At 67.5% G+C, this 21,315-nt stretch carries 17 protein-coding genes; 7 read left to right on the top strand and 10 right to left on the bottom strand.

Annotated features, from left to right (window positions below):
• Positions 1-219: 219 nt before the first annotated feature.
• Together AB2N08_RS14425 and AB2N08_RS14420 are read left to right on the top strand one after the other, a co-directional pair.
• Positions 220-651 (top strand): DUF2231 domain-containing protein, encoded by a 432-nt coding sequence (locus tag AB2N08_RS14425; protein WP_367611349.1) that lies wholly within the window; start codon positions 220-222, stop codon positions 649-651.
• Positions 648-1,940 carry a PQQ-dependent sugar dehydrogenase gene (locus AB2N08_RS14420; RefSeq protein WP_367611348.1) on the top strand — a complete coding sequence of 431 codons (1,293 nt, stop codon included), beginning with the start codon at positions 648-650 and terminating at the stop codon, positions 1,938-1,940. Before AB2N08_RS14425 ends, AB2N08_RS14420 begins: the two co-directional genes overlap by 4 nt.
• Positions 1,941-1,943: 3 nt before the next feature.
• On the opposite strand, the gene AB2N08_RS14415 is transcribed toward AB2N08_RS14420, so the two are convergent.
• A complete protein-coding gene (locus tag AB2N08_RS14415) occupies positions 1,944-2,369 on the bottom strand; it encodes an efflux RND transporter permease subunit (protein WP_367611347.1) in 426 nt (141 codons plus the stop codon).
• Positions 2,370-2,491: 122 nt separating this feature from the next.
• Between AB2N08_RS14415 and AB2N08_RS14410 the strand changes: the two genes are divergently transcribed.
• Both AB2N08_RS14410 and AB2N08_RS14405 read left to right on the top strand, forming a co-directional pair.
• Complete coding sequence (locus tag AB2N08_RS14410; protein WP_367611346.1) at positions 2,492-5,506, top strand: sensor histidine kinase; 3,015 nt, start codon at positions 2,492-2,494, stop codon at positions 5,504-5,506.
• A 112-nt stretch (positions 5,507-5,618) separates the two neighbouring features.
• Positions 5,619-7,670, top strand: coding sequence for a TonB-dependent receptor (locus AB2N08_RS14405; protein ID WP_367611345.1), 2,052 nt, complete (start codon positions 5,619-5,621; stop codon positions 7,668-7,670).
• A gap of 12 nt (positions 7,671-7,682) precedes the next feature.
• Here the strand turns inward: AB2N08_RS14405 and AB2N08_RS14400 are convergent, their stop codons facing one another.
• From AB2N08_RS14400 to AB2N08_RS14375, 6 genes are all read right to left on the bottom strand, one after another.
• A complete protein-coding gene (locus AB2N08_RS14400) occupies positions 7,683-8,312 on the bottom strand; it encodes an NAD-dependent dehydratase (protein WP_367611344.1) in 630 nt (209 codons plus the stop codon).
• 98 nt (positions 8,313-8,410) lie between these two features.
• A complete protein-coding gene (locus AB2N08_RS14395) occupies positions 8,411-9,040 on the bottom strand; it encodes a superoxide dismutase (RefSeq protein ID WP_367611343.1) in 630 nt (209 codons plus the stop codon).
• A 142-nt stretch (positions 9,041-9,182) separates the two neighbouring features.
• A complete protein-coding gene (locus tag AB2N08_RS14390) occupies positions 9,183-9,509 on the bottom strand; it encodes a DUF3325 domain-containing protein (RefSeq protein ID WP_367611342.1) in 327 nt (108 codons plus the stop codon).
• Entirely contained in the window at positions 9,502-11,181 is a 1,680-nt protein-coding gene (locus tag AB2N08_RS14385; RefSeq protein WP_367611341.1) for a PepSY-associated TM helix domain-containing protein, read from the bottom strand. Before AB2N08_RS14385 ends, AB2N08_RS14390 begins: the two co-directional genes overlap by 8 nt.
• Positions 11,182-11,183: 2 nt before the next feature.
• The gene (locus tag AB2N08_RS14380; RefSeq protein WP_367611340.1) at positions 11,184-11,492 is read right to left on the bottom strand and encodes an iron uptake protein; all 309 of its coding nucleotides are present in this window, start codon (positions 11,490-11,492) and stop codon (positions 11,184-11,186) included.
• Between the two features lie 110 nt (positions 11,493-11,602).
• A complete protein-coding gene (locus AB2N08_RS14375) occupies positions 11,603-12,016 on the bottom strand; it encodes a nuclear transport factor 2 family protein (RefSeq protein WP_367611339.1) in 414 nt (137 codons plus the stop codon).
• A gap of 257 nt (positions 12,017-12,273) precedes the next feature.
• On the opposite strand from AB2N08_RS14375, the gene AB2N08_RS14370 reads away from it, so the two are divergent.
• The 3 genes from AB2N08_RS14370 to AB2N08_RS14360 all read left to right on the top strand — a co-directional run bounded on the left by AB2N08_RS14370 (position 12,274) and on the right by AB2N08_RS14360 (position 18,023).
• Positions 12,274-12,612 (top strand): hypothetical protein, encoded by a 339-nt coding sequence (locus tag AB2N08_RS14370; RefSeq protein WP_367611338.1) that lies wholly within the window; start codon positions 12,274-12,276, stop codon positions 12,610-12,612.
• 72 nt (positions 12,613-12,684) lie between these two features.
• Positions 12,685-15,129, top strand: coding sequence for a heavy metal translocating P-type ATPase (locus tag AB2N08_RS14365; protein ID WP_367611336.1), 2,445 nt, complete (start codon positions 12,685-12,687; stop codon positions 15,127-15,129).
• Positions 15,130-15,275: 146 nt separating this feature from the next.
• Positions 15,276-18,023 carry an ATP-binding protein gene (locus tag AB2N08_RS14360; protein WP_367611335.1) on the top strand — a complete coding sequence of 916 codons (2,748 nt, stop codon included), beginning with the start codon at positions 15,276-15,278 and terminating at the stop codon, positions 18,021-18,023.
• A gap of 155 nt (positions 18,024-18,178) precedes the next feature.
• Here AB2N08_RS14360 and AB2N08_RS14355 read toward each other — a convergent pair whose 3' ends face one another.
• Genes AB2N08_RS14355 through AB2N08_RS14345 form a run of 3 tightly spaced genes read right to left on the bottom strand, consistent with a single transcriptional unit; the run spans position 18,179 to position 21,311 of the window.
• Complete coding sequence (locus AB2N08_RS14355) at positions 18,179-19,567, bottom strand: multicopper oxidase domain-containing protein (protein ID WP_367611334.1); 1,389 nt, start codon at positions 19,565-19,567, stop codon at positions 18,179-18,181.
• The gene (locus tag AB2N08_RS14350; protein ID WP_367611333.1) at positions 19,564-20,955 is read right to left on the bottom strand and encodes a TolC family protein; all 1,392 of its coding nucleotides are present in this window, start codon (positions 20,953-20,955) and stop codon (positions 19,564-19,566) included. The genes AB2N08_RS14355 and AB2N08_RS14350 overlap by 4 nt, the downstream gene beginning before the upstream one ends.
• On the bottom strand, positions 20,955-21,311 hold the full coding sequence (locus AB2N08_RS14345; protein WP_367611332.1) for a hypothetical protein: 357 nt from the start codon (positions 21,309-21,311) through the stop codon (positions 20,955-20,957). Before AB2N08_RS14345 ends, AB2N08_RS14350 begins: the two co-directional genes overlap by 1 nt.
• Between the last annotated feature and the right edge of the window lie 4 nt (positions 21,312-21,315).

The following is a 21,315-nucleotide window of genomic DNA, read 5'->3' as shown; positions in this document are numbered from 1 at the left end:
CGCTGCGGACAGGCCGGTTCATCGAACTCGGCCGCGTGCAATGCTGCATGCTTAAAATGATTATAGGTCAGTCTTATGGCCTAAGCAAGCGTGCACCTGTGCTTGTCTGAATTTTCGGCGATGAGGCAGTTGCCATTCGGTACAAGCTCAGCGGGGCGACAGTCTGTTGGCATAGTCGCTATGATCTGCGTTATCAAAATTACCAATAAGGTCAACCCCATGTCTACAGTTACCACCGCCGGCGCGGCATACACCCGCCCGCCAGGCGTGCTCCACACGATCCTGCTCGCCGGCAGCGTGTCCCTGTTCCTCGGCGCACTGCTCAGCGATATTGCCTACTACAACACGCATCAGATCCAGTGGAGTAATTTCGCGTCCTGGCTCAATGCCGGCGCCTTGCTGTTTGCCGGGCTGGCGCTCGTGTTCGCGTTGGTCAATCTGGTGCGGGCCAAGCCGAAGGCGGGGCGACCGTTGACCTACTTCCTGCTACTGCTCGTGACCTGGGTCATCGGCCTGGTCAACGCCTTCCAGCACGCCAAGGACGCTTGGGCCGTCATGCCGACGGGCCTGGTCCTGTCGGCCGTCGTCTTCATCCTGATCTGCATCACCGCTGTTGCGGGACTCAACCCACGTTCGGGAGGACTGAAATGAATCGCTCGAGCGCACTCGCATTCATCACCGTATCGCTGCTGGCCAGCGCCTGCAGCAACGAAGCCAATACCACCCTGGTCAGCGGGCCCGATCCGAAGCTGCCAGCGCCCGAGCGTGGCCTGTTCCCGAGCATGAAGATCGCTGAGCCGAGCGCATGGGGCGACCAGAAGCCGACCGTCCCCGCCGGCTACAGCATCACGGCCATCGCGACCGACCTGAAAATCCCGCGCCAGATGCTGGTACTGCCCAATGGCGACATCCTGGTCGCTGAAGGGCGCGGCGGCAGCGCGGCCAAGCTCAAGCCGAAGGACGTCATCGCCGGCTACATCAAGGCGCAGGGCAATACCAAGGTCAAGGGCGGCAATCGCCTGACGCTGCTGCGCGATGCCGACGGCGACGGCAAGTATGAACTGAACACGGTGTTCGCCGAGAACCTGAACGCGCCGTATGGCCTGGCCTTCGCCAACAACAAGCTGTATGTGGCGAACCAGGATGCGGTGGTCAGCTTCGATTACCAGGCTGGCCAGACCAAGGCCGCCGGCAAGCCGGTCACGATCACGCAATTGCCGGCCGAGATCAACCACCACTGGACCAAGGCGATGACGGTCAGTCCCGATGGCCGCTACGTGTATGTCGGCATCGGCTCGAACAGCAATATCACCGAGCGCGGCATGGAAGCGGAAGTCGACCGCGCGATGGTGTGGCAGATCGACGTGACCACCGGCGCCTACAAGCCGTACGCCACCGGCTTGCGCAATCCGACCGCGCTGGCGATGCATCCGGAAACCGGCCAGCTGTGGTCGGTGGTAAACGAGCGCGACGAGCTGGGACCGGACCTGGTGCCCGATTACCTGACGTCAGTGAAAGAAGGCGGCTTCTACGGCTGGCCGTACAGCTACTGGGGCCAGAACGTCGACGCGCGCGTGATGCCGCAAAAGCCCGAAAAAGTCGCGGCCGCGATCAAGCCCGATTACGGCCTCGGTTCGCACGTCGCGGCGCTTGGCCTGGACTTCTCGAAGCCGACCATGGGCGCGCAGTTTGCCAACGGCGCCTTTGTGGGTGAGCACGGCAGCTGGAACCGCGACAACCCGGTCGGCTACAAGGTCATCTTCGTGCCGTTCGCAAATGGCCGGCCGTCGGGCGCGGCAATCGACTTCGCAACGGGCTTCCGGGATGCCAATGGCAAGACGCGCGGCAGGCCGGTAGGCGTGACGGTCGATCCGCGCGGTGCGTTGATCATCGCCGACGACCTGGCCAACACCGTGTGGCGCGTGGTGCCGAGCCGCTGATCGTTATCTGGACGGGAGATCGCCGTGCTGCGGCGACTTTCCGTGTTGGTTGAATGGTCCCAGCGGCCATCGCTGCCAGCAGGTCGAGGCGAAGAACACATTCGTTGACTTGACCTCCACGCCTTCCGCAAAGCGCATCTCCCCGATGCGCTGCTTCACCTGAGCAAGGTCAATCCCGGTCGCGCCGCCATCGAAGCGCAGCTCGATATCGACCGTACCGTGACTCGTCGTCGACGCGACATTGGCAAGACGGGGTGTACCCATCAACAGCCGTTCCAGTGGATTGGTCACCAGCGCTTCCACGCGATCGGGGCTTTGTTCGCTGACACGATACTGGACGCCAATCAGCGGGAATGGCCCCTCGCACGCAGCGGCGAGTCCACTGAGAACGATCGCGATGGCGAACGCACAGGTGTGTTTCAGTTGCATGCCTATCTCCAAACGACCCCAATCGGGCATCCCCCAGCGTAGCGCACCTTGCGCAACAGAGCCGGAATATTTCCGCTCGATTCCTCCCTACGCCCCGGTGATACTATCGGCCAATGAACAATATGCAACATCTCGTGTCGGTGCTGCTGACTGTGCTGGTGACGGTGGTGCTGTCATGGTGCGGCCCGCTCCAGGCCGCGCCGGCCCCGATCCTCGAGCGCCTGGACCACAGGCGCTGGCTCGCCACGGACGGCGGCCCGAGCCAAGTCGGCGCCATGGCCCAGACACCGGACGGTTTTCTTTGGCTGGGCAGTAACGAATCGCTGTTGCGCTTTGACGGCTTGCGCTTCCGGCGGCTGCCGGCCGGGCAGGGCGGCGCGCCCGGCATCGTCGCGTCCGTACTGGCGGTCGACTCTGCCCTGTGGGTTGGCATGCGGAGCGGCGGCGTGCGCATCGTGCGCGGCGGCGTCATGCGCGAGCGGATCAACGGCCCTGGCGCGCCCGGCGGCATGGTGTTCGGCCTGGCGCGCGACCGGGCGGGCGCCATCTGGGCGGCAGCGGACGACGGCCTGGCGCGCCATGCGGCCGGCCGCTGGGAGCGCATCGGCGCCGGTTGGGGCTATGCAAACGCCAGTGCCCGGGCGGTGCTGGGCGATCGCGCGGGCGGGCTGTGGGTGGCGGGAGAGCGCCGCCTGTTCTACCTGCCGCCTGGCGCGCGCCGCTTGGTCGATACCGGCGTGGGCGTCGATGCCGTCAGCCAGATCGCGCAAGCGCCGGACGCCGCGATCTGGCTGACCGAACGCCACAGCGGCAAGCTGCACCGCGTGGTGCGTGACGGTGCGCGCTTCACAACCGCCAGCACCCGGCTCACCGCACCGGCCATCAGCCTGCTGTTCGACCGCGCCGGCAGCCTGTGGCTTGGCACCGCCGGCCATGGCCTGCTGCATGTCGCCCGGCCTGGCACGCTGGCGGCGCTGCGCACGGCATCGGCCTTCACCGAGCGCGAAGGTCTCAGTTCGGACTTCGTCTGGAAGCTCGTCGAAGACGGCGATGGCAATCTGTGGGCGGGCACGGCCACCGGCCTCGATCGTTTCCGGCCGCGCATCCTGATGCCCACGACGTTCCCGGCCGGCGCGCTCAATGTGGCGCTGGCGCCGGGTGCGGATGGCAGCCTGTGGGCCGGCCCGGCCAACGGGCCGGCACTGCGCTGGCAGGCCGGCCAGGTGCGGCAAACCGGCATGCCGGGCCCGGTCAACAACGCGCTGCGCGACCAGGACGGCACTGTCTGGATGGCCGGGCCGCATGGCGTGTGGCGTGCACGCGGCGCGACGCTCGAGCGGGTGGCCGCGCTGCCGGCGGCGGCAGGCCAGGACAGCGCGGTGCGGGCGATGGCGCGAGACGCTTCGGGCGACCTCTGGGTATCGATCAACAAGGTTGGCCTGTTCCGGCTGCACGCGGGGCAATGGATGCCTGTTCCCGCCACCTCGCAGCGCGCCAGCCAGCGGATGCCGGTCAGCGCGCTGGCCGCGCCCGATGGCTGGCTGTGGTTCGGCTACCGCGACGGCCTGCTCGAAGCGCGGCGCGGCGACCAGGTGCGGCGCTGGCAGGGCGCCGAGGGCCTGGACATCGGCCACGTCACGGCGCTGGCGCAGCACGCCGGGCGGCTCTGGGTGGGCGGGCAGCATGGCCTCGGCTATATCGACAACGGACGCTTTCGCCGCCTGCCGTTGCCGGACGGCGGACTGTTCGACAACCTGTATGCGATCGTCCCGGCGCCCGCGGTCGATGCTGACGGCGCCGACCTGTGGCTGCACACCAGATCCGGCATCTTCCAGCTGAAGGGGGCCGAGCTGGCGCGCGCCGCCGCCGATCCCGCGCACCGCATCCGCCACCGCTCGTTCGATGCGACGGCCGGCCTGGCCAACGATCCGCACCAGGTGCTGCCGCTGCCGACCGCGGTGCGGGGCAGCGACGGGCGGCTGTGGTTCTCGACCGGCGCCGGCGTGGTCACGCTCGACCCGGCCAGCCTGCCGCCGGAAGCGCCGGGGCCGGCCGTCGTGGTCGAGGCGGTGAGCGTCGACGGCGTCGCCGTACCGTCTGTGGGCGCCGCCGCGCTGGAGGCCGGCGTGCGCCGCATCAGCATCGACTACACGGCGCTCAGCCTGGCCGCGCCCGAGCGCCTGGGCTTTCGCTACCGGCTCGACGGCTTCGATGCGCGCTGGCTCGACGCCGGGCGCGCGCGCCAAGCCATCTACACGGGACTCGGCCCGGGCCACTACACCTTTCGCGTCATGGCGCTCAATCACGATGGCGTGGCGAGTCCGCGCGAAGCCACCTTCGCGTTCAGCATCGCGCGCCCGTTGTACCGCCATCCGCTATTTCTGTTTGCAGTCGGAATGCTCACGCTGGGCGCCTTGTGGATGCTCTCACGCCGCGCCAGCCGGCGCGCCGCCATGCGCATGCGCGACCGCCTGCAAGAGCGCCATCGCGAACGCGAACGCATCGCGCGCGAACTGCACGACACCTTGCTGCAAGGGGTGAACGGCCTGGTGCTGCGTTTTCAGGCCGTGGCAGTTACGCTGCCGGCTGACGCACCCGCGCGGGCGCAGCTCGAACGCGCGCTGCTGCGGGCCGACGAGGTGCTGGTGGAAGGGCGCGACCGCGTGCGCGACCTGCGCAGCGGGCCGCTCGATGCTGCCGAGTTGCATGAGGCACTCACGACGCTCGGCATGGCAATGGCGCACGACGCAGCCTGCGAATTTTCGTTCGTGGCCAGCGGCGTCGCGCGTCCCCTGCAGAGCGAGATCCTGGACGACGTCTACCGCATCGCGCACGAAGCGGTCGTCAATGCATGCACGCATGGCGAGGCCTCGCTCGTGCGGGTCGAGATCGTCTATCGCGCCAGCGTGTTCGCGCTGACGATCACGGACGACGGCCGCGGCATTGACCAAGCCTGGCTGGGTAGCGCTGGCCGGCCGGACCACTGGGGCTTGCGTGGCATGCGCGAACGGGCGCAACGCATCGGCGCCAGCCTGGCCATCGACAGCGGAGCCGGGACGGGCACGCGCATTGCGCTCACGCTGGCGGCGCGCCTTGCTTACAGTCGCCGCCGGTGGCGTGCGCCGCCACGGGTTTGATGGGGGAGAGGATAGCGCCAGGGTTGCCATTCTTAATGATAATGCGATATCATTATCGACGTCGTTGCTGCCGCCTTGCGCCAGCCGTTGTCATCTCAAAGGCCGTCTAACCATGAAACAATCGCTGTTGTCCCTTGCCCTCGCATCCGTGCTGGCGGTGTTCAATCAATCTGCCGTCGCCGCCGATCCCGCGATCGTCATGGGCGAGGTGCGCGTGAGCGCCCAGCGCGATGCCGGCGCGCTGCGCTCGAACCGCGTGCTGACGTCGGTCGATGTGCTCGGCGCCGACAAGATCGAGGACAAGAACGTGACCAATAGCTGGGAGCTGGTTGGCCAGTTGCCGGGCGTGCAGCTGACCGAGACGCGCATGGGCGCCGAATCGGGCAAGGCGAGCTTCCGGGCATTCAATGGCGAAGGCTATATCAACGGTATCAAGGTGCTGATTGATGGCATACCGAGCAATGTCAACAGCGGCAACCAGCGCTTCATCGACATGATCTTCCCGCTCGAAGTCGACTACATCGAGGTGGTGCGCGGCACGAATGACCCGCGCTACGGCCTGCACAATATCGGTGGCAACATGAATATCGGTACCCGCCAGGGCGGCAATTACGTCGACAGCCGCTTTACTTACGGCAGCTTCAACACGCGCGAAGTGCAGGCCGCCTATGGCCGCGAGGCCGATGGCTTTGCGCAAAATTATTTCGTGGCCAGGCAACTGACCGACAGCGATCGCGCGAACGGCGATTCGAACAAGTATTCCATTGGCGGCAAGTGGTTCATCACGTCGAAGGACAAGGCCGTCACGGCCGGCCTGGTCGTGCGCACCTACCAGCACGAGTCGGGCGAGCCGGGCTTTTTGACCGCCGCCGAACTGGCCGCCGACCGCCGCCAGTCGCCACGCAAGAATGCCAACGACAAGACCGACCGGGACATGCACCACGCGAGCGCCCACCTCGACTGGCAGATCGCGCCGAACGCGTTCCTCAGCAACAAGCTGTACTACAACGAATACAAGGATGACCGCCGCGTCACGTTCACCAGCAACCCGGAAGGCAATGCCGCGCGCCAGCGCCGCCTGTGGGATGAGGCGCAGCTGGGCTTCATGAGCACGCTGACCTGGCGCGCGAACGAACGCGTGACGGTCGACGGCGGCGTGAACACCGAGCGCCAGGACAATGGCTACCAGCGCCTGCGCTACAACTTCGCCATTCCATCCGACTTCACGACCCCGGCGCGCACCCAGAACGACGATCGCTACAAGTTCAACAATGTCGGCGCCTATGTGCAGGCCGTGATCAAGGCCACCGACACCATCCGGCTGGTGCCGGGCTACCGCGTCGACCGTTTTACCGGCAACAATCCGCTGCCGGGTGGCACCAGTGCGGGGCTGCAGGATTACGGCTGGATCAAGCAGCCCAAGTTCAGCATGGTGTACAGCCCGGCCGCGGACATCAGCGTGTACGGCAACTGGGGCCGCACCTTCCAGATCCTGACCGGCTCGGTCGGACCGGCCTACCTGGTGCCGGGCCAGACACCGTTCGACGCGTCGGTCAATACCGGCAAGGAAGTGGGCGTCAAGGTCAAGCCGACCGCCCGCAGCGACCTGCGCCTGGCCATCTGGCGCCAGGATGCCACCGGCGAAGTGGCCAATATGCCGGCCACCGGGACCACGGTCGGCCTGGGCGAAACGCGCCGCGAAGGGCTTGATTTCCAGCTCTCGGGCAAGGTGACCGACAAGCTCGAGCTGTCGCTGTCGCACTCGCTGCAAAAGGCGGAAGTGATCAGCGCGACTGGCGCGAATGGCGTTTCGCTGGCCGGCAAGGAAGTGTTTTCGACGCCGCGCCACATCACCAATGTCGGGCTCGACTACAAGCATTCGGACAAGTGGCGTTTCGGACTGCAGGGGCGCTCGCAGGGCGATTACTACATCGACAACCCGAACGAGCAGGGCAAGTTCGGCGGCTTCGTGCTGTTCGACGCCAACGTGCGCTATGCGATCTCGGCGCGCACCAGCATCGACGTGCAAATCAAGAACATCGCCGACCGCAACTATGAATATGCGTGGTACGACAACTTCTTCTGGCCGGCGAGCCAGGCGCAGCCGATGTTTTCATCGGGTAATGGCCGCGCCGCGTACATCTCGCTGAACGTGAAGCTGTAAAGGTAGACCTAGTCAGATCAATTGATCCGAGCTGACGATGTGCACGCCCGGCCGCGCCTGCAAAGCGGCGGCCAGCAACGCCTGCGCGATGCGCGGCGCCGGGTTGATGCGCCAGCGGCGCGGCACGAGTGGGCCGAGCATTGCCAGCACGGCGCCGAACACGCGTTCGCCCGTGCGTTGTTCCTGGCGTTTGCCACCGATCATGCCGGGCCGCACATGGGTCAGCGATCTGAAGCCCAGCCGGTCCAGGTCGTGCTCGAGTTCGCCCTTGACGCGGTTGTAGAAAAAGCGCGAATCGGCATTCGCGCCGATGGCCGAATTGAGCACGTGGCACGGCGTGCCATGCTGGCGCGCGAGCTTGGCCACGGCGAGCGGGACATCGTGATCGACGCGCCGGAAGGCGTCTTGCGAACCGGCGCTGCGCATGGTCGTGCCCAGCGTGCAGATGACGGCGTCGGCCTGCCACCAGGCAGCGTCCGGCGGCAATGCCGCGAAGTCGACGACCGGCGCCTGCAGCTTCGGGTGCGCCGGCAACGCGCGCCGTGTCGGCGCCACCACCGACGTGACGTTCGGGTCGGCCAGCGCCATTGCGAGCACATGGCCGCCAACCAGCCCGCTCGATCCAACCAGCAGCAGTTTCATGGTCTATCCTGTTTTTCCAGTTGTATACGACGCGAGGCCGGCATGATGGCCGGCCTCGCGTTGGAAGAAAGGCCTGCGGGGCAGGCCGGGTCACCGGCTTACTTGGCCAGCGCTTCTTCGTAGCGGCGTTCGACTTCCGCCCAGTTGATGATGTTGAAGAAGGCCGCGATGTAGTCTGGGCGCTTGTTCTGGTATTGCAGGTAGTACGCGTGTTCCCACACGTCCAGGCCCAGGATTGGCGTGCCGCCCGACATGCCGGCGAACTGGCCCATCAGCGGGCTGTCCTGGTTGGCGCTGCTCTCGACCAGCAGCTTGCCGTCCTTGCCGACGGTTAGCCAGGCCCAGCCGCTACCGAAGCGGGTCTGCGCGGCCTTGGTGAAGGCATCCTTGAACTTCTCGTAGCCGCCCAGGTCATCTTCGATGGCTTGTGCGACCTTGCCGCCTGGCTTGCCGCCTTCGGGCGACAGCACGGTCCAGAACAAAGCATGGTTGGCGTGGCCGCCGCCATTGTTGCGCACGACGCCCTGGACGGCTTGCGGCAGGCTGCCGATATCGGCGATCAGCTGTTCGACCGGCACTTCGGCGACGCCGGCTTCGCCCAGCGCGTTGTTGACGTTGGTGATGTACGCCTGGTGGTGCTTCGTGTGGTGGATTTCCATCGTGCGCGAATCGAAATGCGGCTCGAGGGCATCGTAGGCGTAAGGCAGTGGTGGCAATGCGTATGGCATGATCATTCTCCGTTCAGATGGTTGGGAACGCTGTTCCGGTATGAAGCGTGGCACCAGGGCCGTGTTGGTCACGGCCCGGCGTTGTGCATGTGCGGGTCAACGGGCGGGCAGAGTGCGACCCGGCGCACGCACTGAAGAGACTTCAGCGCGCGCCCTGACTTGTCCAGAATACCAGCATCTGCAATAGACTGGCGCGCCAGGTGAGCGTGAAGGCAATCGCCAGCGTCGCGCCGGCCAGCGCCATGAACCAGACCAGCACGGCGATCGACGGCGAATCGACCGTCAGGCACAGCACGAGGGAGAACATCAGCGCCGCCGCACCGGCCAGGCGCAGCGCCATGACGAGGGCTGGCGACTGGGGCGCGTTGCCCCGCACCTGGGCCCAGTGCACGTCCATCGACAGCGCCAACCAGCCCATCCCGGCCACGCAGGCGAGCAGGGCGCCGAACAACAATGCGGCGTCAAGCATGCTTGGCCTCCAGCTTGACGTTACCGGCCGTTACGGGCCGCGCAGCGCGCGCCTGCAGCTTGCGCGCCGCCATGAAGGCCAGCGCGGCGCTCGCCAGCATGAACAGGTCGGCGCCGGCCACCGGCCAGTAGCCGTTGCCGATCGTGCGCAGCAGATGGTCGCCGGTGGTGATCCAGTTGAGTACCGGCGCCACCACGGCGAGCACGGCGATGGCCAGGCACTGCTCGCGCCAGGCCGGCGCCAGGCGGCCCTCGGCCACCGATGCCGTGCGCCACCAGCCGTGCACGGCGGCCAGCACCCACGCACCCCAGAAGCAGTATTTTTCCATTGCGCCGCGCAGCGGCCAGCCGGCCGGCATGACGTCAGGCAGCAGGCGGTTGGCAATCAGCAGCGACAGCGTGGCCACCAGCATGCCGGTGACGACCGTGACGGCCAGCGCATCGACCACGCGGGCGCCGCTCACGCCCTGTTTCGCGTGATGCCGCTTGCGCTTCTCGACGAAGAAGAACAGGCCGGTGGCGATGCAGGCGCAACCCGACAGGCCGCCCAGCACGTACAGCCAGCGCAGCAGCCAGTGCTTGAAGTGCTGCAGGTGCAGGCCGGTGAGGAATTCATTGATGCGTGCCACGAGCGTCGGCGGCGGGTCTTCACGCAGCAATTCGCCGGTGGACAGCTTGAAGTGGATGCCTTCGCCGGTGAGCTGGACGCGATCGGTACCAGCACGGTACACGCTGACGTAGCCATTGGCGTCGCCCACGTGCTGCACGTTCAGGTAGCCGACGGCGCCGCCCATGCCCTTGGCGGCCCAGCGGCGCTGGGCTTCGGCCACCATCGCGTCGACCGACGCCATCGGCGCCGCGACGCCCGCGCGGTCGTGCGGCAAGCCGGTTTCCCTGGCCTCGATCTGCTCATGACGGTCATGCAGCGGCGTCAGCTGCGTGTGCGTGACCGGGAAATAGATGTACGCGAAGATCACGAGCCCGGTGAACGCGAAGAAAAAGTGGAACGGCAACGCGACGACGCCGGTCAGGTTGTGCATGTCGAGCATGCTGCGCTGGGTGGTTTTTTTCGGGCGGAACGTGAACAGTTCGCGGAAGATCTTGCGGTGCATGATCACGCCGGTGACCAGGGCCATCAGCATCATCAGGGCCGAGAAGCCCACGATCCAGTAGCCGACGTTCTTCCAGTCGAGGCTCAAGCTGTAGTGCAGCGGGTAAAAGAACTCGCTGCCGAGCTTGAGGCGGTCGGTCGGCAGCGCTTCGCCCGTGCGCGGATCGACCGTGCGGTTGGCGTAGATCGCCGTTTCATGGTCTTTCGCGCCCGGCACTTCATAGCCGGCAAACAGCAGCAGCACTGGATCGCGATGGGTCGTATAGGCGCCCCAGCTGCGCGGCGTGTCGAAGCGTTCTGGCAGCGGCCCGTCGACCAGCGGCGCAGTGGCGGCGCGCGCGGCGGCGTCCGGCTGCATGGTCTCGAACACCGGACGCAGCATCTTGTCGAACGACGGCATTGGCTGCGGCTCGAAGCGGGTGTCGGGAATGGCCCAGCGGTCGATTTCGCGGTCGAACACCGACAGCGAACCAAAGAAGAATACGACCATCAGCACGAAGCCCAGCGCCAGGCCGAACCAGGTGTGCAACCAGGCCATCGAATGGCGAAAATTGGGAAACATGATCAAGCCCCCGCGCCGATGATCAGGCTCTGCACCCACCAGGCCGCCGCCGTCATGGCCGCGCCGCCGCCAACGAGCACGAGCGCCACGCGGCGCAAGCCCTGCGCGGCGAACGCGACCAGAAAAGCGACGAGGAACACCAGCAGGCCGATGATGTAGGACAGGTGTTCGGCGTCGTGGAACGCCATGCCGGCGCTGTACATCAGCGCGATGCCGAGGGCGATGATCCCCCAGGTGAAGGCGTAGCCGCCGAGGAGGGCGACCAGGGTGCGCGAGGCAACGTGGCGGTAGGTCAGGGTAGAAGAGGTCATGGGCGCGCAGCGGCTGCGTGGCAGAGTGAAAAGAGACGGCAAATGATAATCATTCGCATGATAGAGCGGTCGCGTCGTCTTGACAAGCGGCCAGGGGCCAAACCGCGCCGTCAGCGCGCCGGCTTGATCTCGGTACTCTGCATCATCGTGTTACGCCAGCCGTCGGCTTGCAGCTGCCAGACGCGCACATAGCGGCCGCGAAATTCGCGTGTGCGGCCATTCTGCTGCAGGTCGGCCTGGAAGCGACCGCGGATCACGGCGGAGCGGCCACTGTCAAGCAGCTGGATCTCCATGCTCGCGATGGCGTACGAGCGAAACTCGAATTCGTCGCGCGCCAGCAGTTGCAGGAATTCGCTGCGGGTACGCACACGGCCATTGGTTTCGACGTGATAGTAATCGGTCGCGATGACGTTGCGCAGCGCGTCGACGTCGCGGGTGGCGATTGCCTCGGCGCGGCGCTGCTCGGCGTCGCGCAGCGCGGTGAGGACCGGCGACTGCGCGGTTGTGCCGGATGGGCCGGGCATGGACCCACGCAGGGGTACTTGCGCGTTTGCGGCGGCTGCGGCGATGGCGACGGAGAGAAGCAGAATAAACAGCAGAGGTCGCATGATTAATACTCTAATGAAACTAGGTGGAAGTATATAAAGTCTGGCGCGAAACCTTGTAACGAAGTATTTCTACATTGTGACACGCATTACGGCATTTGCCGCTTTTGCCGACACGACAATAGCGCTACACTGTGTTACCGGCACGATTGGCGGCCATATACCAGGAGAACAGCATGAACACGGCAGGCGGCGGGGACGTCCTCGCGAACAACAGCGCGATGCGCGCGTCAATGGGCATCGATGCAGTGCGCGTCGCGCTGGCGACGGCGATGATTTTGCTGGTTCCCCTGGTGGCGATGCAGTTCGCCCAGGGCGTGCAGTGGACCGGGTTCGATTTCGCGGTGGCGGCGGTGCTGCTGGCCGGGGCCGGCTGGACGTGCCTGCGCACCGGGCGTCGTGTGGCCCGCCTGGCCGTGTGGCAGCGCGTCGCGGTCGTCGGCGCACTGGCGCTGGTGTTCGCCGCGATCTGGGTCGAACTGGCGGTCGGCGTGCTGTTCAACTTCGGCAGCTGAACCAGGTCTGTCCTGGATCCGTCCGTCGCAGTGTGTTGACCTTCCTGTCGCAGGAAGGTTTATCCTTGTCGGATGGATCACAATAACAATCACCTCGCCAAGCCATCGGTCACGCTGCTGATCGACGGCATGACCTGCGCCTCGTGCGTGGCGCGCGTCGAAAAAGCACTTGCCAGCGTGCCGGGCGTGACCGGCGCCAGCGTCAACCTGGCCACCGAAAAAGCCCGCATCGACGGCACCGCGCCGGCAACTGCGCTGGTGGCCGCGGTGGGCGCTGCCGGTTACACGGCCCGGCTCGAAACACCCGATGCGCCTGCCGCTGTCGTCAAGGCCACCTCGCCCGCCCCGTGGCCGGTGGTCATCGCCGCGCTCCTGAGTATCCCGCTTGTTTTGCCGATGCTGCTCGCGCCGTTCGGCGTTGACGCCATGCTGCCGGGCTGGCTGCAGTGGCTGCTTGCCACACCCGTGCAGTTCTGGCTCGGCGCGCGTTTTTACCGCGCCGGCTGGGGTGCGCTGCGCGCCGGGGCCGGCAATATGGACTTGCTCGTTGCCATCGGCACGAGCGCCGCCTACGGACTGTCGCTCTACCTGCTGCTCACACCAAGCGGGCACGCATCCCACCTGTATTTCGAATCGTCGGCGGTCGTGATCACGCTGGTGTTGCTGGGCAAATGGCTGGAAGGCCGGGCGCGGCGCCAGACGGTGGCCGCACTCGGCGCACTCGAAGGCTTGCAGCCGCCCGATGCCGTCGTGCGCCGTGACGGCAACGACGTGCGCGTGCCGCTCGCGGCGCTGCGTGTGGCCGACATCATGGTCGTCAAGCCGGGCGAGCGGGTGCCGGCCGACGGCGTGGTGCTCGAGGGTGTCAGCCACGTGGACGAATCGCTCCTGACCGGCGAGAGCCTGCCGCTGGCGAAAGGGCCGGCCGACACGGTCGTCGGCGGGGCCGTCAACGCCGATGGCTTGCTGCTGGTGCGCGCCACGGCCGTTGGCAGCGCGACGATGCTCGCTCACATCATCCGCATGGTCGAGGACGCTCAGGCTGCCAAGGCGCCGATCCAGCGCCTGGTCGATCGCGTCAGCGCGGTATTCGTGCCGGTCGTGCTGGCTATTTCCCTGGTCACGCTGCTGGGCTGGGGTGTCACCACCGGCGACTGGCAAAACGCCCTGCTCAATGCGGTGGCGGTGATGGTCATCGCCTGTCCGTGCGCGCTGGGCCTGGCCACGCCGACGGCGATCATGGTCGGCACCGGCGTGGCCGCGCGCCACGGCATCCTGATCAAGGACGCCGAGGCGCTGGAAACCGCACACGCGGTCGACGTCGTCGTGTTCGACAAGACCGGCACGCTCACCGAGGGCCGCCCGCAACTGGTGGCGCTCGACGGTCCGGACATCACCCGCTTGCTGACGCTGGCCGCCGCCGTGCAGCAAGCCAGCGCGCATCCGCTGGCGCGCGCCGTGCTGGAGGAAGCGGCGCGACGCGGTATCGCGGCGCCCGCTGCGGCCAATGCGCGCGCGCTGCCGGGGCGGGGTGTGCAAGCCGAAGTGGACGGCGCGACGATCCTGCTCGGCAACCGGCGCCTGATGGAAGAACTGGGCGTGCCGCCCCTTGGCGCAGAAGGGCATGCAGCGGCCGGGCGCACCGTGTCCTGGCTGGCCGAGCGGCGCGGCGATCACGTCAGCGTGCTCGGGCTGCTCGCCTTCGGCGACCGGATCAAGCCGGGGGCGCAGGACGCCGTCGCGCGGCTGGTAGCGCGCGGCATCGAACCGGTGCTGCTCACCGGCGACAGCGCCGGCGCCGCGCACGCCGTGGCGCAGGCGCTGGGCATCACGCGCGTGCACTTTGAGGTGCTCCCGGCCGACAAGGCGCAGGTGATCGCGACGCTGCGCGGGGCTGGCCGCACGGTGGCCATGATCGGCGACGGCATCAACGACGCGCCGGCGCTGGCCGCGGCCGATGTCGGCATGGCGATGGCGACCGGTACCGATGTGGCGATGCACAGCGCCGGCATCACCTTGATGCGCGGCGACCCGATGCTGGTGGCCGACGCGCTCGACGTGGCGCAGCGCACCTGGCGCAAGATTCGCCAGAACCTGGGCTGGGCCTTCGTGTATAACCTGATCGGCGTGCCGCTGGCTGCGTTCGGCTTGCTCAATCCGGTGCTGGCCGGCGCTGCAATGGCGCTCAGCTCAGTCAGCGTGGTGGCCAATGCGCTGCTGCTGCGACGCTGGCGGGCGGCGCCACGCGCCACCCCGACCACCGGGGCGTCGCTGGATCAACCTCAACCTCAGCCCCAACCTCAAGGAGAAATGCCCATGTATGAACTGACTGTTGCCGACATGACCTGCAAGCACTGCGTCGGCCGCGTGACCGCCGCCGTCCATACGGTCGATCCGGCCGCCGGCGTGACCATCGACCTGGCCAGCGCGAAAGTGCGCATCGACAGCGCCGCTGCCCTGGCGCCGATCGTGGCGGCGATCGATGGGGCCGGGTACCCCGTCACCGCCGGCGCGTAAGCCGCGCACGCAAGGTGTTACTGCATCGTTTGCCGGACGATTCGTGGTCAAAAATACACCTACTTGTTCTTCAGTTGAGCTATATTTTGTAGGAAGGTAAATACGCCGAGCCGCGCGTTTCGACCGATCCTGTCAACGGAATTCTCATGAGAGATGGTGTGTTCGCAGAACCGACCGACCTGGTCAAGCACCCGCCCAGCAGCGCCCAGTTGCGCCGGATTGTGCTGGTACTTGCCGTGCTGGCGCTGCTGTTCGCGCTGCTGGTGCCGGCGGCGGGCCTGGCGCTGCCGCATGCGCCGGAGTTCATGCCGATCTACCTGTCAACACTGATCGCCACCAATTTTGTCACTGGCGTGTTGCTGCTTGGCCACGTCCACACGCGGCGCTCGCCGGCCCTGGGCATCCTGGCGCTCGGCTACCTGTTTACTGCCTTGATCGCCGGCGCCCACATGCTCACGTTCCCCGGCCTGTTCGGCGACGAGGGCGTGCTGGGCGGTAACCGCCAGACCGCGCCCTGGCTGCACGCCGCCTGGCACGCGCTGTATCCGCTGTTCGTGCTCGGTTACACACGCGCCGCGAGCGGGCGCCTGGCGGCATCGACCTTGCCGCCGCACTTCATGCGCATTGGCGCGCTGCTCACAGCGCTGTTCGTGTCGCTGCTGGTGCTGGTGGGCACGACCGGTGCACCCTACCTGCCGATGCTGCTGGACGGCAACCGCACGCTGCCGCTGTACCACGCCATCGCGGCCGCGGTGCTGGCGCTGTCGCTCTACGTGCTGTACGCAACCGTGCGCAAGCGCCCGCGCACCGTGCTCGATGTCTGGCTGACCGTGGCGATGGCGGCCTGGGTGTTCGAGGTGGGCCTGTCGTGCGTGTTCAACGGCGGCCTGTTCGACCTGGGCTTTTATGCCGGGCGCCTGTACGGGCTGGCCGCGTCGCTGTTCGTGCTGGGCGCACTGGCGATCGACAATATCGCGCTGCACGCGCGCCTGCACGCCACGTTCCAGGAAATGGTCGAGACGCGCGCCCGCGCCCAGTGGCAAAGCCTGCTCGGCACCGTGCTGCGCCAGCTGCCCGACGGCGTGCTGATCGTCGACGCCACCGGGCGCTGCGTGATGGCCAACGACCAGGCCATGCAGATGGCGCGCCATTTCGCCGCCGACGGCGTGAGCGGCATGCTGGGCCTGATCCGCGAGCCGGTCGCGCGCGCCATCGGCGGCCGGGCGTTCCACGACGCCATGATCGAGAGCGTGGAGGGCGGCGCGCGCCGCGTATATTCGGTCAGCGGCGCGCCCCTGCGCGACGGCGCCGCCGAACTGGCGGCGGCCGTGATCGTCATCGACGACATCACCGAGCGTACCGAGGCCAATGCGGCGCTGGCCCGGGCCCTGGACCAGACCCGTTACCTGATCGAGAACACGCCGCTGGCCGTGATCGAATGGAACCGTGACCTGGTCGTCACGCTGTGGAACCGCCGCGCCGAAGAATTGTTCGGCTGGCCCGCCGCCGACGCGATCGGCCAACAGATTGACCGCCTGGGCCTGATCCACGAGGGCGACATCGACCAGGTGCAGGCGATGATCGCGCGCCTGATCGACTCGAGTACGCGCTACGCCAAGTCGAGCAACCGTAATCGCACCCGCGACGGGCGTGCGCTGTGCTGCGAGTGGTACAACTCGGTGCTGGTCGACGAGGCGGGCGAGATCCAGACCGTGTTCTCGCTGGTGCTGGACGTGTCAGAGCGCGAAGCGGCGATGCACAGCCTGCGCGAAGCAGACGGGCGCAAGGACGTCTACATCGCCACGCTGGCGCACGAATTGCGCAACCCGCTCGCGCCCATTGCCAACGCGGCCTCGCTCCTGCGCAGCAAGACGCTCGCGCCCGAGCGGATCGAATGGATCGCGGCCATGGTGGCGCGCCAGACCGACCAGATGGCGCGCCTGCTCGATGATTTGCTGGACGTCTCGCGCATCAGCCGCGGCAAGATCGAACTGCGGCGCGTGCGCGTGGAATTGGGGCGGCTGCTGCGCGAGACGCTGCAAACGAGCATGCCGCTGATCGAGGCCGGCGCCCACCAGGTGGCGCTGCGCGTGGCCGATGATCGGCTCTGGGTCGACGCCGATCCGCTGCGCCTGACGCAGGTGTTCGCCAACCTGATCACGAATGCGGCGAAGTACACGCCGCCCGGTGGCGGGCTCGAAGTGGGCTTGCGGCGCGACGAAGGCCAGGCCGTCGCCTGGGTATCCGATAGCGGGGTGGGGCTGGCGGCCGACATGCTCGAGCGCGTGTTCGACCCGTTCGTGCAGGTCGGCAGCGCGAAGCACCTGGCCCAGGGCGGCCTGGGAATCGGGCTGTCGCTGGCCAAGGGCTTCGTCGACCTGCATGGCGGCAGCATCTGCGCCGACAGCGACGGGCCGGGGCGCGGTGCGACCTTCCTCGTGCGCCTGCCCTTGTGCGAAGGGGGACAAGCGATGCCGGGCGACGTCCTGCCCGTGCCTGAAGCTGCCGCGCTCGGAAAGCACATCCTGATCGCCGACGACAACGTCGATGCCGCCGACTCGCTGGCCTGGCTGCTGCGCACCGAAGGCGCGACCGTCACGGTGGCCCACGACGGCGCGCAGGCCCTGCGCCTGTACCGCGAACGGCATGCCCAGATCGCGGTGCTCGACCTGGGCATGCCGCATATGGACGGCCTGGAGCTGGCGGCGATCCTGGCGCAGGAAACACCGCGTCCGTATCTGGTGGCCGTGACGGGGCGCGGCCGCAAGGAAGACCGCGCCGCATCGCTGGCAGCCGGCTTCGATGAGCACTTCACGAAGCCGGTCGCGCCGCAGCAGCTCATCGCGCTGCTGCGCAACGTGTCCGCGGTGTCCGCGGCGCCCGCGCGCGGTTAGTGTCCTGAATTGGAAGTTCGTTGAATAATAAATGTGGCGAAGTCGGCCTGAAACAAGAAGCAAAGCACAGCAAGGCCGGGGCCTTGCGCGCATTTGCGACGCAGTATCAGGGCGACGCTCGCCGCATTTATTCAACGAATCTCCGATTCAGGGCACTAGTGGTGCTCGTGCCCTGTCGATTCCTTCGGACCCGGCTTGCGCGCGTCCATCGCCTGTTCACTGGGCGCCGGTTGGGCGTCCGGCGCCCGCGGCGCCGCCGGCATTTCTCCCGTCCATTCGCGCGCCACGGTGCCGGCCGGATGGCGGTACCAGCCCGGATCGGCGTAGTCGCCGCGCCTCAACCCTTCGCGCACCTTGAGCACGGTGAACATGCCGCCCATCTCCAGATTGCCGAACGGCCCGTCGCCGCTCATCATCGGCAGCGTGTTGGCCGGCAGCGCCATCTTCATGTCGCCCATCGAGCCGCCCTTGTCACCCATGACCATATAGCCCGGCACCAGCTGGTTGATCTTCTCGGCCACGCCGCGATGGTCCACGCCAATGAGCGTGGGCACGTCGTGGCCCATCGCGTTCATCGTGTGGTGCGATTTGTGGCAATGGAAGGCCCAGTCGCCGGGCGCGTCGGCCACGAATTCGATGGCGCGCATCTGGCCCACGGCGACGTCGGTCGTCACCTCGGGCCAGCGCGCCGACCTGGGCACCCAGCCGCCATCGGTGCCGGCCACCTCGAAGCGGTGCCCGTGCAGGTGGATCGGGTGGTTCGTCATGGTCAGGTTGCCCACGCGGATACGCACCTTGTCGCCGAGGCGCGCGACCATCGGGTCCAGGCCCGGGAACACGCGGCTGTTGATGGTCCACAGGTTAAAGTCGAGCATCGTGTTGGTGCGCGGCGTGTAGCTGCCCGGCTCGATGTCGTAGGACGACAATAGCATCACGTAGTCGCGGTCGACGGCGTGCTGGCGCGGGTTCTTCGGGTGCGTGACCCAGAAGCCCATCATCCCCATCGCCATCTGCTGCATTTCGTCGGCGTGCGGGTGGTACATGAACGTGCCCGCGTGGCGCGCCACGAATTCATACACGAACGTCTTGCCGGGCTGGATCCCGGGCTGGGTCAGGCCCGTGACGCCATCCATCCCGCACGGCAGCAACTGGCCGTGCCAGTGCACGCTGGTGTGTTCGGGCAGCTTGTTGGTAACGAACACGCGCACCCGGTCGCCCTCGACCACTTCGATGGTCGGGCCCGGGCTCTGGCCGTTGTAGCCCCACAGGTTGGCATGCATGCCGGGCGCGAATTCGCGCACGACCGGTTCGGCCACCAGGTGGAATTCCTTGACGCCGTCCTTCATGCGCCAGGGCAGGGTCCAGCCGTTGAGCGTGACGACGGGGTTGTACGGGCGGCCATTCGGCGGGGCCAGCGGGGCGGCGGTGGCGCTCGAGGTGTGGGTCGGCGCTTCCGGCAGCGACGCCGCGCCGGCGCGGCTCACCAGCGAGGCGCCCAGTACGGTGGCGCCGGCGCCGGTGAGGAACGATCTGCGGTTGGTCATTCTGGTGTGTCCTTCTTGTCAGTGGCAGCCTGCGCCGGCAGGCGCGTGCCGATGGCGGCTTCCAGGTCGACCTGGGCCAGCCAGAAATCCTTCAGGGCTTCGATGGTGGCGTGGACGGCCGCCGCTTGTTCGCGGGCGTCGGCCAGCAGTTCGAACGGGCTGGCCAGCATGCCGTTGTAGCGCAGCAGCGTCTCGTCCGAGATCTGCTTGCGCAGCGGGATCACGTGGTCGCGGTAGTGGCGGGCCACGTCGTAACTGGCGCGGTAGCCGAGATAGCCGGCGCGCGCTTCGCTGCGGGCGTTGATCGCAATCGCCCCGACCTGGCCGAGCGACTGCATGTACAGCGCTTCGGCGCGCGCGACGCGGGCGCCACCCCAGTCGAACAGTGGCAGCTCCAGGCCGATCTCGTAGCCCTCGCTGCGCGGTTCGCCCGTCTCGCTCTTGCTGGCGTAGCCGAGATCCAGCACATTGATGAAGCGCGTGGTGCGCGTGAGGCCCAGGTCGGCGGCGGTGCCGGCGGCAGCGGCGCGCGCGGCCTGCACGTCCAGGCGCTGGCTTAGCGCGGTGCGTTCGATGCCAACCAGTTCGCGCGGCGCCGCCGGCAGGTCGGGCAAGCGTTCTGGCAGGGTGTAGCCGGCCTGCGTACCCCACAGGCCGAGCTGGCGCGTCAGGCGTTCGCGCGCAGCGTGGGCCAGGCGGGCGGCGCGCAGCACGCCGGCGCCGGCTTCGGCGTGGAAGGCCGACTCGCGCGCCAGGTCCAGCGCGCTGGCGTTGCCGGCCTGGGTCATGCGTTCCATCAGTAAACTCGACGCATCGGCGGCGTCCGCCACCTGGCGCGCGTAGGCCAGGGCCTGGCGCGCGGCGACGGCCTCGATCCAGGCGCGGCGCGTGTCGGTCACATGGCGTTCGATCGCGGCGGCCACGCGCAGCGTCGTTTCATCGAGGCGCCGCGCGGCCATGCGCTGGCGCAGTGGCATGGTCAACAGGCCGGCCAGGTCGAGCGACACCGAGCGCTCGGTTTCCCGGTTGCCGCCGCCATCCATGCGCGAAAAGCCGAAGCCCGGATTGCGCAGGCGCGCGGCCTGGGCCACGTCGGCCTGGGCGATGCCGGCTTCCCAATAGGTCGCCTGCAGGCCGGGGTGGTTCAGCGCGGCGATGCGCACGGCGGCGTCTTGCGTCAGCGGCGCTTGCAGCAGCGTGTCGATCCCGGTCTGCAGGGCCTGGCGGTCGGCGTCGCTGCGCAGCAGGCGGGCCTCGACGCCGGTGCGCGCCTGCGCCGCATTGGCGCCGGCCTGGAAGGCGCGCTCGGGCGCCACGCTGGCGCAGCCGGCCAGCAGCGCGCAGAACCCGAGCGCCAGCGAGGCTTGCCAGGAGATTGGGCTGGTCATCAATGGTGCTCCTTCTTCGCGGGCGGCGCATGGTGGTCATGATGATGCGCATGCGGATCGGGAGCCGGCGTGGCTGCGGGCGTGCCGTGCTGCGCATGGGCGCCATGGCCGGCCTGGCCCGCCACGGTGCGGTTGTTTTCCTGCCAGGTGCGGTCCGGCGTGGTCGTGGGTACGCTCGGCGCGCGTGGCACGTGCGCCGGCTGGTAAGGTGTTTCGGGGACGGCGGCGTCCGGATCCGTGGGTTTGGCTCGGTCGGTCGTCTGCGCGGTGGCGGGCGTCAATGCGCAAGCGCCCGCCAGCAGGCAGGCCAGCACGCAGGCCAGCAGCGGGCGTTGTCGTTGAGTCGGGGTCAACATGATT

The organism is Massilia aurea (assembly GCF_040790145.1).
Classification (GTDB): domain Bacteria; phylum Pseudomonadota; class Gammaproteobacteria; order Burkholderiales; family Burkholderiaceae_D; genus Telluria; species Telluria aurea_C.
The sequence above is the reverse complement of the archived record's forward strand: the minus strand, read 5'-3'. Positions and strand labels throughout refer to the sequence as shown.

What these genes read in the sequence shown, in the direction of transcription:
- AB2N08_RS14420 (WP_367611348.1), top strand. Translation starts at nt 648, where the DNA reads ATGAATCGCTCGAGCGCACTCGCATTCATCACCGTATCGCTGCTGGCC.
- AB2N08_RS14370 (WP_367611338.1), top strand. Translation starts at nt 12,274, where the DNA reads ATGAACACGGCAGGCGGCGGGGACGTCCTCGCGAACAACAGCGCGATG.
- AB2N08_RS14380 (WP_367611340.1), bottom strand. Translation starts at nt 11,492, where the DNA reads ATGACCTCTTCTACCCTGACCTACCGCCACGTTGCCTCGCGCACCCTG.
- AB2N08_RS14355 (WP_367611334.1), bottom strand. Translation starts at nt 19,567, where the DNA reads ATGACCAACCGCAGATCGTTCCTCACCGGCGCCGGCGCCACCGTACTG.
- AB2N08_RS14390 (WP_367611342.1), bottom strand. Translation starts at nt 9,509, where the DNA reads ATGCTTGACGCCGCATTGTTGTTCGGCGCCCTGCTCGCCTGCGTGGCC.
- AB2N08_RS14345 (WP_367611332.1), bottom strand. Translation starts at nt 21,311, where the DNA reads ATGTTGACCCCGACTCAACGACAACGCCCGCTGCTGGCCTGCGTGCTG.
- AB2N08_RS14410 (WP_367611346.1), top strand. Translation starts at nt 2,492, where the DNA reads ATGCAACATCTCGTGTCGGTGCTGCTGACTGTGCTGGTGACGGTGGTG.
- AB2N08_RS14400 (WP_367611344.1), bottom strand. Translation starts at nt 8,312, where the DNA reads ATGAAACTGCTGCTGGTTGGATCGAGCGGGCTGGTTGGCGGCCATGTG.
- AB2N08_RS14425 (WP_367611349.1), top strand. Translation starts at nt 220, where the DNA reads ATGTCTACAGTTACCACCGCCGGCGCGGCATACACCCGCCCGCCAGGC.
- AB2N08_RS14360 (WP_367611335.1), top strand. Translation starts at nt 15,276, where the DNA reads ATGAGAGATGGTGTGTTCGCAGAACCGACCGACCTGGTCAAGCACCCG.
- AB2N08_RS14405 (WP_367611345.1), top strand. Translation starts at nt 5,619, where the DNA reads ATGAAACAATCGCTGTTGTCCCTTGCCCTCGCATCCGTGCTGGCGGTG.
- AB2N08_RS14365 (WP_367611336.1), top strand. Translation starts at nt 12,685, where the DNA reads ATGGATCACAATAACAATCACCTCGCCAAGCCATCGGTCACGCTGCTG.
- AB2N08_RS14375 (WP_367611339.1), bottom strand. Translation starts at nt 12,016, where the DNA reads ATGCCCGGCCCATCCGGCACAACCGCGCAGTCGCCGGTCCTCACCGCG.
- AB2N08_RS14385 (WP_367611341.1), bottom strand. Translation starts at nt 11,181, where the DNA reads ATGTTTCCCAATTTTCGCCATTCGATGGCCTGGTTGCACACCTGGTTC.
- AB2N08_RS14415 (WP_367611347.1), bottom strand. Translation starts at nt 2,369, where the DNA reads ATGCAACTGAAACACACCTGTGCGTTCGCCATCGCGATCGTTCTCAGT.
- AB2N08_RS14350 (WP_367611333.1), bottom strand. Translation starts at nt 20,955, where the DNA reads ATGACCAGCCCAATCTCCTGGCAAGCCTCGCTGGCGCTCGGGTTCTGC.
- AB2N08_RS14395 (WP_367611343.1), bottom strand. Translation starts at nt 9,040, where the DNA reads ATGCCATACGCATTGCCACCACTGCCTTACGCCTACGATGCCCTCGAG.